The sequence below is a fragment of the Pseudomonas putida group bacterium ESBL64 genome, from assembly GCF_045277175.1.
GTDB lineage: Bacteria > Pseudomonadota > Gammaproteobacteria > Pseudomonadales > Pseudomonadaceae > Aquipseudomonas > Aquipseudomonas alloputida.
The window spans coordinates 3,710,554-3,721,908 of sequence record NZ_CP145799.1; the positions used below are offsets into that span (position 1 = coordinate 3,710,554).

Annotated in this window: 12 protein-coding genes; 1 reads left to right on the top strand and 11 read right to left on the bottom strand. The window is 62.5% G+C overall.

Translation table 11 applies throughout. The annotated features are described in order from the left end of the window. Positions 1-65 precede the first annotated feature (65 nt). The 6 genes from V6093_RS17010 to V6093_RS17035 form a co-directional block, all read right to left on the bottom strand. Complete coding sequence (locus tag V6093_RS17010; RefSeq protein WP_047603250.1) at positions 66-1,484, bottom strand: efflux transporter outer membrane subunit; 1,419 nt, start codon at positions 1,482-1,484, stop codon at positions 66-68. Continuing rightward, positions 1,481-2,356, bottom strand: coding sequence for an HlyD family secretion protein (locus V6093_RS17015; RefSeq protein WP_003255903.1), 876 nt, complete (start codon positions 2,354-2,356; stop codon positions 1,481-1,483). Before V6093_RS17015 ends, V6093_RS17010 begins: the two co-directional genes overlap by 4 nt. Beyond that, positions 2,353-2,565: a DUF1656 domain-containing protein gene (locus V6093_RS17020; RefSeq protein WP_003255905.1), complete on the bottom strand. Its 213-nt coding sequence runs from the start codon at positions 2,563-2,565 to the stop codon at positions 2,353-2,355. The genes V6093_RS17015 and V6093_RS17020 overlap by 4 nt, the downstream gene beginning before the upstream one ends. Continuing rightward, the gene (locus V6093_RS17025; protein ID WP_047603251.1) at positions 2,562-4,649 is read right to left on the bottom strand and encodes an FUSC family protein; all 2,088 of its coding nucleotides are present in this window, start codon (positions 4,647-4,649) and stop codon (positions 2,562-2,564) included. Before V6093_RS17025 ends, V6093_RS17020 begins: the two co-directional genes overlap by 4 nt. After that, positions 4,646-5,098 carry a MarR family winged helix-turn-helix transcriptional regulator gene (locus V6093_RS17030; protein ID WP_003255908.1) on the bottom strand — a complete coding sequence of 151 codons (453 nt, stop codon included), beginning with the start codon at positions 5,096-5,098 and terminating at the stop codon, positions 4,646-4,648. The genes V6093_RS17025 and V6093_RS17030 overlap by 4 nt, the downstream gene beginning before the upstream one ends. Before the next feature lie 207 nt (positions 5,099-5,305). Next, positions 5,306-6,100, bottom strand: a complete 795-nt coding sequence (locus V6093_RS17035; protein WP_003255910.1) for a tetratricopeptide repeat protein — start codon at positions 6,098-6,100, stop codon at positions 5,306-5,308. A gap of 207 nt (positions 6,101-6,307) precedes the next feature. On the opposite strand from V6093_RS17035, the gene V6093_RS17040 reads away from it, so the two are divergent. Next, positions 6,308-6,868, top strand: coding sequence for a WYL domain-containing protein (locus V6093_RS17040; RefSeq protein WP_003255912.1), 561 nt, complete (start codon positions 6,308-6,310; stop codon positions 6,866-6,868). Between the two features lie 117 nt (positions 6,869-6,985). On the opposite strand, the gene V6093_RS17045 is transcribed toward V6093_RS17040, so the two are convergent. The 5 genes from V6093_RS17045 to V6093_RS17065 form a co-directional block, all read right to left on the bottom strand. Further along, a complete protein-coding gene (locus V6093_RS17045) occupies positions 6,986-7,849 on the bottom strand; it encodes an ABC transporter permease (protein ID WP_054889027.1) in 864 nt (287 codons plus the stop codon). 14 nt (positions 7,850-7,863) lie between these two features. Further along, positions 7,864-8,727 (bottom strand): ABC transporter ATP-binding protein, encoded by an 864-nt coding sequence (locus V6093_RS17050; protein WP_003255915.1) that lies wholly within the window; start codon positions 8,725-8,727, stop codon positions 7,864-7,866. 6 nt (positions 8,728-8,733) lie between these two features. After that, positions 8,734-9,753, bottom strand: a complete 1,020-nt coding sequence (locus V6093_RS17055) for an ABC transporter substrate-binding protein (RefSeq protein WP_004576406.1) — start codon at positions 9,751-9,753, stop codon at positions 8,734-8,736. Positions 9,754-9,770: 17 nt separating this feature from the next. Then, positions 9,771-10,670 (bottom strand): TauD/TfdA family dioxygenase, encoded by a 900-nt coding sequence (locus tag V6093_RS17060; RefSeq protein ID WP_003255919.1) that lies wholly within the window; start codon positions 10,668-10,670, stop codon positions 9,771-9,773. A 198-nt stretch (positions 10,671-10,868) separates the two neighbouring features. Then, a complete protein-coding gene (locus V6093_RS17065; RefSeq protein ID WP_003255921.1) occupies positions 10,869-11,210 on the bottom strand; it encodes a hypothetical protein in 342 nt (113 codons plus the stop codon). Positions 11,211-11,355 lie beyond the last annotated feature (145 nt).

The following is an 11,355-nucleotide window of genomic DNA, read 5'->3' on the forward strand; positions in this document are numbered from 1 at the left end:
ATGAAAAATCTTGCTACAAATCCGATGAAGTGGAGGGCATAGAGGAACAGCCCTCAAGGATCGCATCAGGGCTTGGCGGTACCCTTCCAACCCCCACCCAACGCCAGGAACACGCCAATTTGCCCTAGCGCCACTTGGCTATTGGCCGCAGCCAACTGCGCACGCATATCGGTATAGGTCCGCGTCGCCTGCAAATCCGCCAGGAACGACTCACGCCCCGCCTGGTAATACCGGTGCGTCTGGTCCGCCGCTTCCTTGGCCGATTTCTCCGCCTCGGCCAGCGCATCGCGCCGATCGAGCAAGGCGCTGTATTGCGCCAGGCGGGTCTGGGTCTCGCGGATGGCGTTCAGCACAACCCCATCGAAGTTCGCCAGTGCCGCCTGGGTCGAGGCCTCGGCCATGCGAATGCGGGCACGGGTGCCGTTGGTGGGGATGCTCCAGCTGATCTGCGGGCCAAAACCCCAGCGGTTGGTCGAAGGCTCACCAAGGTTCTCCAGGATACCGATGGTGCCAACCTGGGCGCCAATGCTGATGTCCGGGTACAAGGCGCCAGTGGCCACGCCAATATAGGCGGTGGCGGCAGCCAGCTGGCGTTCGGCCTGGCGCACGTCGGGGCGGCGCTTGAGCAAGGCCGCGCCATCGCCCACTGGGACCAGCTGGTTCAGGTGCGGCAGCTCGGCGCAATCGGCGGTACCGGCAGGCAACTGGTCGACCGGCTTGGCCAGCAGCGCAGCCAGGGTGTACATGCCCGTCTCGCGTTCGGCCTTGAAGCGTGGCAGTTCGGCACGCAACGATTTGAACTGGGTCTGCGAGCGGGTGACCTGGGTTTCATCACCACGCCCAGCATCGCGCAGGCGCTGGTTGAGTTTCACGCTTTGCTCCTGCAAATCGAGGGACTCACGGGCAATGTGGTATTCCTCGTTGGCCGAGCACACCTGGGTATAAGCCTTGACCACGTCCGCCACAAGCGTGATGCGGGCAGTGTCGGCAGCGGCCTGCACCGCGTCGGCATTTGCCTTGGCAGCCTCGGTACCACGCTTGAAGGTGCCCCACAGGTCGAACTGGTACGAGGCACTGATGATGGCCTCACCGATGTTGGCTACCGGCACCTTCTCAGGCTGCAGGAAGGCTTCGCCCGACTCCTGCAACCGCTGAGCGCCGAGTTTGACGCCACCGTTGAAGCCGCCTTGCGATTCAGCCACCTCCACCTGGGCGCGAGCTTTGGCGATGTTGGCCGCCGCCACGCGCAGTTCGGTGTTGGCACTCAGCGCCTGACGCACCAGCTCGTTCAGCCGTTGATCCTGATACAGCTGCCACCAGTCCTCGGGGACCGGCGCCGACACGACGCTATCGGCATCCTGGCGCAGCGGGCCGTTCAAGTCATTGCGTTGCACGGCCGCATCCCCAGGCACCTCATAGTCGGGGCCCACCATCATGCAGGCCCCCAGCGACAGGCACAGGCCAGCCAGGATCAGCTGTTTCATGGGCGCTGGCCCTCGATGATCGACACCGTGGCAGTACGCCCGGCGATCATGCGGAAGTCTTGCGGCACTTCGTCAAAGGCGATGCGCACAGGAATGCGCTGGGCCAGGCGTACCCAACTGAACGCCGGGTTAACGTTAGGCAGCAGGTTGGCGCCACTGCTGCGGTCGCGGTCTTCGATGCCAGCGGCAAAGCTCTGCACATGGCCGCGCAGGCGGGTATTGTCGCCCATCACACGGATGTCCACGGCATCGCCGATGTGTATACCGCCAAGCTTGGTTTCCTCGAAGTAGCCATCGACATGGTACGAGGCGCTATCGACCACCGACAGCACCGGGCGGCCGGCGGTGACGAACTCGTGGTTACGCGGCGCGCGGTCGTTGAGGTAGCCGTCTACCGGGCTGCGCACCACTGAGCGGTCAAGGTTGAGCTGGGCAGTGTCGACAGCCACTTGCGCCTCGCTGACGGCTGAACGGGCACGGGCCTCGCGGGACTGGCTTTCTTCCAGTTGCTCGGCGGCCACCAGGTTGCCCAGCTTGCGGTTGCGCTGCGCTTCGCGGGAAGCCTGGGCGAGGGTCTCCTGGCGCTCGCCCAGGGTTGCCTTGGCTTGACGCAGGGCCAGCGTGAAGCGGTCCTGGTCGATGGTGAACAGCACGTCGCCGCGTTTGACGGTCTGGTTGTCGCGCACCTCGACCTTCTGGATCAATCCCGACACATCGGGGGCGATCTGGATCACGTCGGCGCGAATGTGGCCGTCACGGGTCCAGGGGGCAAACATGTAGTAGACCACCATCTGCCACACGAGCACGGCGGCGAAGGTCACTACCAGCAAGGTCAGGACCACACGGCCCAAGGTCAGCATAGGTTTTTTCATGGCAGCATCAGGTTTCGGCAAAAGTGGTCCACCGCACCAAGCAGCACGGCATACAGAGCAACGTTGAACAACGCCCGGTGCCAGACCAGGCGGTAGAAATGCAGGCGCACCAGCACCGCGTGCACCCCAAGGAACAGCAGGTAGGTGCCAAACATCATCACCAGCAGCGTGGGCAGGAACACCCCGCTGATATCCAGTTCACCAATCACAGGGGTGCTCCGTCGAGGCCGGGGGGCAGTTGCGGTTGTTCAGCTGGCTCGAGCATCACCTCCACCCCCGGCAGCAGCGCCAGGCGCAGGCCGCTCAGGGCATGCAGCAGGTGGGTGCGGGCATCACCGCGCTCGTACAGCTCGTCCAGGTTCAGCGCCAGGCGAGCGCGTTCCATGTTGCGTAACAGTGCGGCCGGGGCATGCAGGCGGTCGCCAGCACGCAGGCAGGCGGCGTAGTGCGCACCGACTTCCTCAACCACAGTGTTCAGGCGCTCGCGAGCCTGCTGGCCGGCGCGCGGCATGTACGCCAGCAGGTCGAGCAGGTTCAACCCTACGCGCAGGTCGCGCAGTGCCACGCCACTGTCCTGGCCGGTTTGCGACAGGCGTGGCAGGTGCTGCATCAGGCGGTCGAGCATCTGTACGCCAACCTGGCGGTGCTCGGCCAAGGTCGCAGGCTCGGTCATTTCGACGATGTCGCGCCAGGCGAAGCGGGTCATGCGCTTGGCCGCCAGCTCCACGCCGAACGGGCGCATCACCAGGGTCCAGATAAAGGCGAACAGAAGGCCCGCGGGGCCGGCAAGGTTGGAGTTGAGGAAGGTGAAGAAGTCGGCGTCGTAGGCGCCCTGGATGCTGATGAAGGTCGACGTGTTGACGATGGTCAGCAAGGTGCCCAGGTAGAAGCGCGGCTGTACGGTCAGGGTGCCTATGCAGATGAACGGCACGGCAAAGGCCAGCACCAGCATCGGGAAGTCGTGCAGGTTGGGCAGTACCAAAAACAGGTACAGACTGGAGAAGATGACCGACATCAGCGTCCAGAAAAAGAACCGGTAGATCTGCGGTGCCGGGTCGTCCATGGCGGCGAAGAAGCTGCACGCAACTGCCGCGAGGATTACCGCACTGGCGCCGTCGTTCCAGCCCAGGCCGATCCACAGGCCGCAGGCGACCACGATCGCCAGGACCGTGGAGGCTACCGAGTACAGCATCAGGCCACGATCGAAAAACGCTGTCAGGCGGCCCAGCCGCCAGTGGCGATACACCGCACGCCAAGGCTTGGCATCATCGGTACGCAGGGCATGCTGCAGGGTGCAGCAGTCCTGCCACAGGTCGGCCCATTCGGTCAGGCGGTACAGGGCGTTGGACAACAGCAGCTCGGCGCGCTGGTCGAGGGCGGCTGTAGCGGGCTGCAAGCGGCCGATCTGCTCGTGCAACGTAGCCCAGTGCGCTACCGAAGCGCTGTCGGCAGTGCCTTTGAGCCATTCACGAGCCGCTTCAAGCACGGGTTGAAGCTGGGCGAACTGGGCCGGGGCGCGGCCTTCCAGGGCTACCAGTGCGTCGTCGAGGGCGTCGATCACCGGCAGCAGATGGATCATCCGCCCGCGCAATTCGCGGGCGTTCTTCAGGGTATGCGGGCCGGCACCTTCGTGGGCGAGCTGACCGATCATCAGCTCCAGCGAGTTGAAGGTGGTGACCATCGCCCCGCGCATACCACCGACCTTGTCAGCGCTGGCATCGCGGGCCAGGTAGGTGTCGCTGTAGCGAATCGCCTCGGTGAACCAGTTTCCGGTGGCACCGACTACCACCGGCGCCAGCCGTCGTGGCCAGAAGATAGCCCCGACGACTGCCGCGCAGACAATTCCCAAACAGATTTCCTGCGCGCGAGAAGAGGCCACATCGAACACTGCCAGCGGATTATCCACCACGGCCAAGGCAATCATCGGCAGGGTATAACCGGCCAGCATCAGCACGTAGTTGTTGGCCGTGCGCAGGTTCAGCGAAAGGAACAGCAAGGTGCCGGTCCACAGGGCAATGGCGATGCTCAGCAGCAACGGTGACTGCACCAGCGGTGGCACCAGGAAGATTGCCCCGCCAGCGCCGAGCAACGTGCCGACGGCACGGTACAACGCCTTGGAGCTGGTCGGGCCGACGAAGGGGCTGGAGACGATGTACACCGTCGCCATGGCCCAGTAGGGACGCGGCAGTTGCATGAGCAGAGCAATGTACAGGGCAATCATGGACGCGCCGAAGGTGCGCACGCCGTAGAACCAGTCACGGGCCGGAGGGACAGAGCTGAAGAAACCGTTCATGCCACCCCGCCTGCGCTGCCCAGGCCGGCAGCCTCGAAGGCACGAAGCACACGCAAGGCAGCTTCCAGGTCGGCCTGATCGATACCGCCGAGCACATCGCGGCGCAAGCGCACCAGTTCGGCTTCAATGGCTTCGGCCAGGGCACGGCCTTCGGCAGTCAGGCTCAGTGCCTTGGCGCGGCGATCCAGTGGGTCCTCGCTGCGGCACACCAGGCCAGCTTTGCACAGTTGGTCAAGCAGGCGTACCAGCGACGGGCTTTCCAGGCCGGCGGCCTGGGCCACAGCCACCTGGTGCACGCCGTCGCCCAGGCGCACGATCATCAGCAACGGCGCAGCGCAGGCCTCGGAAATGCCGTAGCCGGTCAAGGCGGTATGACAGATGCGCCGCCAGTGGCGGGCAGCAACTACCAGGCCACTGCTGACTTGCAGGCGCAGGAAATCAAGGGACATGAAGAGAACCAAGTATATTCATAGTTTGCTAACTATCAATATACGCCCCGACATCCCCCTGTCGTCAACAGGGGGCGACAGATAGCCGGGGTGAAATGTTGTTCATTTTTCAGCCAGTGCTGGCGCGCTTCGCGGGTAAACCCGCACACAGGGGCTGCACCGGGTTCGGGATCTACGCAATCCCTGTGCAGCACTGGAGAGAAATACTCAGGGCTGGATCTGGTCTTCCAGCTTCATGGTCAAGGCCAATGTGCTGCCCATTTGCACCGCCCGGTCCCGCCACTCCTGATACCGCACCGCATCACGGCTGCTGAAATGCACCGCCAGCTCCTCTGCCGCTTGCACCACCCCCGCCGCTGCTGCCAGCTCAAGCCAGTACAGCGCTGCCTTGAGGTTGGCCTCTACGTGCAGCCCATGCATCAACCGGTAGCCCACTTCAAAACGACAACGCGCCTCGCCCTGTTCGGCGCCACGCATGAACCACTGGTAGGCCTGCACCAGGTCAACCTGCCACTCCAGGTCACCGTCGCACACCTCCTCCTCGTACAGGTCACCCAGTGCGGCGGCGGCATGCAGCATGCCGCGGTCGAAGGCCTGCCGGTAACACTCCGCCGCCTGCACATAGGAAGGGTCGATGCCTTTGCCGAAGTAGTGCTGCTGGCCAAGGTTGAACCAGGCAGCAGCATTGCCCTGCAGGGCCGCCATGCGCAACAGGTGCCCGGCCAGCACGGTATCGGCCCGCCAGTACTTGCCGTTGAGCCAGATCCAGCCGAGGTCGTTCAATGCTGGCACACTGCCTTGCAATGCCTGGCGGCGCAGGTCGACATACACCGCCTGCAGGTCGTTGGCCTCATCCAGGCGGTTGACCAGCAGCGACCGCTGGCTGGGCAAGCCCACACCGGAGAACAGCCGCTGTCGCTTTCCTACAGGAGCCGGAGGGGCGATGACCCGCTCGGGCAGAAGGCGGGCAAGTAGCGAATGGATATTGCTGGCAACAGACATGTTCATCCTCATTGAACGACGCACAACCCCAACCTTCGGCTGTGATGAGGCGTGATTCTGCGTGATGTCACGTCAAAACCTGTCGCGAACGAACCGGCACGAGGCAACCAAATGCGACTTCCTTGATCTGAGCAGGCTGTGGCCAATTGCCATGCCCCTCGCATGCCGCCATCCTATTGCGGCAAGCCTAGACAAGGACGTTATCTTTTGCCGTTCGCCACCACTCGCGCCACCCTTAGCCGACAGTGGGCGCTGCTGCGCCAGTTGCCCAGCCGTTCCCCAGGCATAACCAGCGCCGAGCTGGTCTGGCGCCTGCGTGACGTGGGGTTCACGGTCAGCAAACGCACTGTCGAGCGTGACCTCAACGAGCTTTCGCTGATATTCCCGCTGGAGCGCAATGACAAGAGCATTCCGTTCGGTTGGCACTGGTCGGCCAGTGCCGTGGGCGAATTGCGCGGTAATTTCGACTTGCTGACACATCTGCGAGGGGATGCGTTGCAGCCATCGCAGGGTGAGGGCGTGGAGCTGGTGGCGCGAATCAGCGATGCACTGGCGCGGCAGTTGCGGGATGCGCCATTGAGCAGCGACATGCAACTGACGGCGCTGGAGCATGGGCATCGGTTACGCGGCACGGTAAGTGACGGTTGGCCATTACGCTGGTGGCTGTTGAGCCATGGGGACAGGGTGGTGGTAGAGCAGCCTGCCGGCTTGCGGGAGGAGATTGGCAGGATTCTGAGCAATGCGGCAGCTCAGTATCAGAATTTGTAGCCAGTACAGGGTCTTTCGCGGCGGTTCTGCGCCTCGCCCCTCTTTCAAGGACGAAGATCCCGCAGACGCGGATTCTAGCGTCAATCTGCCGCGGAAAGGCCGGTACTGGCTTACCGGCTAGCGCTGCATCCCCCATCGCCGAACAGTCAACCGCTCCAGCGTATTGAACACCAGCCCTTCCACCAGCAGACCGATCAGGATCACCACCGCCAACCCGGCAAAGACCTTGTCGGTATACAGTTCGTTGCGGTTCTGGAAGATGTACCAACCCAACCCGCCTTTGCCACTGCTGGCACCAAACACCAATTCAGCGGCGATCAGGGTACGCCAGGCAAACGCCCAGCCGATCTTCAACCCCGACAAGATCGACGGCAGGGCTGCTGGCACGAGGATGTGCAATACCAGCCGCAGGCCCTTCAGACCATAGTTGCGGCCCGCCATGCGAAGCGTCTCCGACACACCGAGGAAGCCGGCATATGTATTCAGCGCCAACGCCCATAGCACCGAATGCACCAGCACGAAGATCAGGCTGTTGTCACCCAGCCCGAACCACAGCAAGGCCAGCGGCAGCAGGGCAATGGCCGGCAACGGGTTGAACATCGAGGTCAGCGTGCCCAGTAAGTCTCGGCCCAATTGGGTCGACACCGCCAGGCTGGTCAGGCCAAAGGCCAGGAGGATACCCAGCACATAGCCTTTGAGCAGTATTACCAGCGAAACACCGACCTTGGCGGGCAGTTCGCCACTGATCATGCCGTCCCATAGCGCCGCGGCGGTTTGCAGAAAACCTGGCAGTAGCAGGTCATTGTCCTGGTAGCGGGCAACGGCTTCCCATAGCACAGCGATCACCAGCAATATGACCGCCTTTCTCAACCAGCCTTGTTGCCACAGGCGTTGGGCCAAGGGGAGTTGTCGTTCTACAGGCACACTGAGCAGGGGCTCCAGCTGCACCTCGTATTCCTGGCGTACAGGTGTAGTGGTCATGGCTGAGGCTCCTGTCAGTAGGCGATACGAATATCGTTGAACCCAAGGTTGTCAGGCTGTTCCGGGATATCGGCTTCATCGAACAGCAAACGGTGGATACGCCGGGCACTGGCCTGGAAGTCGCTGCCACCCAGGCTGCCCAAGCCGTATTGATGGCTGTGCACTTCGGCGCGCACCCGCCCCGGGTGGGGCGACAACAACAGGATGCGGTTGCCGACTACCAGCGCTTCTTCGATGGAGTGGGTGACGAACAACAGGGTGAACCGCACTTCCTCCCACAGCAGCAACAGCTCTTCCTGCATCTTGCGCCGGGTCAGCGCATCCAGGGCGGCGAACGGCTCATCCATCAACAGGATCTTGGGCTGGGTGGCCAAGGCCCGGGCAATTGCCACACGTGCCTTCATACCACCGGACAACGTGTGTGGATAAGCATCGGCAAAGGCGGCCAGACCGACCTTCTCCAGATAATGCAGCGCCCGCTCCTCCGCCTCCGCACGCTTGAGTTGGCCAGACACCAGCAGCGGAAAGATGACGTTCTGCTTCACCGTTTTCCACGGCGGCAACTGGTCAAACTCCTGGAACACCACGATGCGGTCGGGGCCTGGGCCACGAACTGTCTGGCCCTGCAGCAGAATCTGGCCTTCTTGCGGCTGGATAAAACCGGCCACGGCTTTGAGCAGGGTGGACTTGCCACAGCCGGAGGGGCCGAGCAGTACAAAACGATCAGTGCGGTCGACTTCGAAGCTGACCTGATGGGTGGCCCGCACCACGCGTTGCGCGGTACGGTATTCGAGGCTGAGGTTATCCACCTTGAGCAAAGGCGGCGCTGCAACACGGCTCAGGTTGCTGGCCGTGTGGCCTGGCAATGGGGCGGTCATGATCGGTCAGCTCCCCTGCAGCGGGCGTTCATCCTGGAAGAAGTAATCCTTCCACGATTGCGGCTTGTGCTTGATGGCGCCTACCCGATAGAGAAAATCGGCCAGCTTGTAGGTGTTCTTGGGCGTAACGGTAAATTCGTACTGCGGGTTGTCGATCAGCTTGATCAGCGCGTCGCGGTCGATCTTGGCCTTGGTTACGCGGATATAGGTGTCGGCGGCAGCGGCCTTGTCTTTCTGGGCGAAGTCTGCGGCTTCGGCCAGGGCATCGACGAAGGCCTTGTAGGTCTTGGGGTTGTCCTTGCGGAACTTCTCAGTAGCAAACAGCAAGGTCGGCGAGTTGGGGCCGAGCAGGTCGTAGCTGTTGAGCACCACGTGCACGTCCTTGTTGGCCAGCACCTGGTCCTGGAACGGCGGGTTGGAGAAGTGCCCGTTCAGCTCGGTGCCGCCCGCCAACAGCGCGGCGGTGGCGTCCGGGTGCGGCACGGCCAAGGTGTATTTGTCGAGGCGGTTGTATTCCTTGTCGCCCCACTGCTGGGCAGCGGCGTACTGCAGGAAGCGCGACTGCACCGAAACACCCACCGCCGGAACCGCGATACGGTCTTTGTCGGAGATGTCGGCGATGGTCTTCACGCTGGGGTTGCTGCTGACCAGGTAGTACGGAAAGTTGCCGAGCGATGCCACGGCCTTCACGTTCTGCCGGCCCTTGGTGCGGTCCCAGACGGTCAACAGCGGCCCGACACCGGCACCGGCGATGTCCACCGAACCGGACAACAATGCGTCGTTGATGGCCGAGCCACCCGACAGCTGCGCCCAATCGACTTCGATGTCGATGCCCTGCTCCTTGCCGTGTTTCTCAATCAGGTGCTGGTCACGCACCACGTTCAGCAGCAGGTAGACGATGCCGAATTGTTCGGCAATACGGATCTTGCCTTCGGCCTGGGCCACGGCGGGGGCGGCTAGGCTGCCGACGACCAGGCTTGCGCCCAGGCCGATGCTTGCCGCCAGGCGGCTGATGGATTTGCGCATGATGGTTTCCTCAGTCGTCAGAACGGGGCATCGCCCTGGATGGTGGTGCGGTACAGCTTGCGCCGCAGGTGCGCGGGGCAGCCGGTGGCCAAGTGGATCAGCGAGCGGTTGTCCCAGAACACCAGGTCATGGGGCTGCCACTGGTGGCGGTAAATGTTCTGCTCCAGCACGCTAAGGGCATACAGCTGCTGCAGCACGTCGCGGCTTTCATCATCAGGCAGGCCGACAATGCGGGTGGTGAAGCCTTCACTGACGAACAGGGCCTTGCGGCCGTTTTCCGGGTGGGTGCGGACTACCGGGTGAATGACCTCCTTTACCTGCGCCAGTTGCTCGGCAGTCAGGGTCGGGCGCCAGTTGCCTTCGAATTTGGTTTCAGCGTAACGGGCGGTATAGGAGTGAGCGGCACTGCGGCCCTCGACCACTTTGCGCAGGGTGTCAGGTACAGCGTCCCAGGCTTTATGCATGTCGGCGAACAAGGTGTCACCGCCTTCACTGGGCAGTTCCTGGGCATGCAGCATGGAACCGAGGCTTGGCAGCTCTTTGTACGACAGGTCCGAATGCCAGAACTTGCCGGCATCACCCAGGCCGATGTTCTGGCCATTTTCGATGATGTTGGAAACGATCAGGATCTCGGGGTGGCCAGTCAGCAAGAACTGCTTGAGCACATGGATCTGTAACTCACCGAAGCGGCGGCTAAAGGCGATCTGCTGTTCCGGGCTGATACGCTGGTCGCGGAACACCAGCACATGGTGGTCGAGGTGGGCGCGATGGATACGGGTGAAATCCTCGGCGCTGACCGGTTTGGCCAGGTCCAGACCTATGATCTCGGCGCCGACGGCACCCGAGAAGGGGCGAACTTCAAAAACTTGCGGCTGGGCGCTGTCGATGGACGACAAGGCGTTCAAGGCGGCTGACATTTTTCACTCCCACGCAATGCGCGACCTCAATGGCGCGCAACGATCAGAAACGCACGGGGATTTCCCGTGTGGGTTCAAGTCGTGCGGCGCATCGATTGGTCGACGGGTACGCAGTGAAAGCGACTATAAAGTCATAAAGCCAATATTTTAAATACCATTAAGGAATAACAATATCACTCTCGCGGGAGCGTCCTGCAGTCAGATCAGCCCGCCCTGCTCTTCTTCGTCAATCAGGTTATTGAGGCTGCTGAGCGCCTTGCGCGCCGTGGAACGGTTGAGCAGCTTGGCCTGCGCACCGGCGGGCAGGTCGGTGATCTTGAACACGCCCTTGGCGGTCAGCACGTCGATCAGGTCCTCAAGCACGCGGATCATGTCCAGGTCGCTTTGTTTGAGCTGGTTGAGGCTGTTTTCCACGACATCATCGGCAAACCATTCCTGGATATCGGCATGGTCTGAAGGGAGCATTTCGGTGAACTGATCAAACGCGGCTGCTTCCACCCGCAGCAACTGGCCGGCGGCGTTGCGTTGCACGTAGAACATGGCGATGTCCCTCGTCACGTTGGTTCCTTGTTGGTAGACAGCAGCATAGGCAAAGATCGCCGGGCGCGCAGGCCCGGCGCCAGAGTATGCGCTGTTGGCGGGTAGCAGGAAAGAGCCGGGGCCGCTGTGCGGCCCCGGTGGTCTG

Bases quoted from the DNA above. Each gene is read 5' to 3' on its own strand.
- V6093_RS17060 (WP_003255919.1), bottom strand. From the start codon at position 10,670: ATGTCAGCCGCCTTGAACGCCTTGTCGTCCATCGACAGCGCCCAGCCG.
- V6093_RS17025 (WP_047603251.1), bottom strand. From the start codon at position 4,649: ATGAACGGTTTCTTCAGCTCTGTCCCTCCGGCCCGTGACTGGTTCTAC.
- V6093_RS17010 (WP_047603250.1), bottom strand. From the start codon at position 1,484: ATGAAACAGCTGATCCTGGCTGGCCTGTGCCTGTCGCTGGGGGCCTGC.
- V6093_RS17055 (WP_004576406.1), bottom strand. From the start codon at position 9,753: ATGCGCAAATCCATCAGCCGCCTGGCGGCAAGCATCGGCCTGGGCGCA.
- V6093_RS17050 (WP_003255915.1), bottom strand. From the start codon at position 8,727: ATGACCGCCCCATTGCCAGGCCACACGGCCAGCAACCTGAGCCGTGTT.
- V6093_RS17045 (WP_054889027.1), bottom strand. From the start codon at position 7,849: ATGACCACTACACCTGTACGCCAGGAATACGAGGTGCAGCTGGAGCCC.
- V6093_RS17030 (WP_003255908.1), bottom strand. From the start codon at position 5,098: ATGTCCCTTGATTTCCTGCGCCTGCAAGTCAGCAGTGGCCTGGTAGTT.
- V6093_RS17065 (WP_003255921.1), bottom strand. From the start codon at position 11,210: ATGTTCTACGTGCAACGCAACGCCGCCGGCCAGTTGCTGCGGGTGGAA.
- V6093_RS17035 (WP_003255910.1), bottom strand. From the start codon at position 6,100: ATGTCTGTTGCCAGCAATATCCATTCGCTACTTGCCCGCCTTCTGCCC.
- V6093_RS17015 (WP_003255903.1), bottom strand. From the start codon at position 2,356: ATGAAAAAACCTATGCTGACCTTGGGCCGTGTGGTCCTGACCTTGCTG.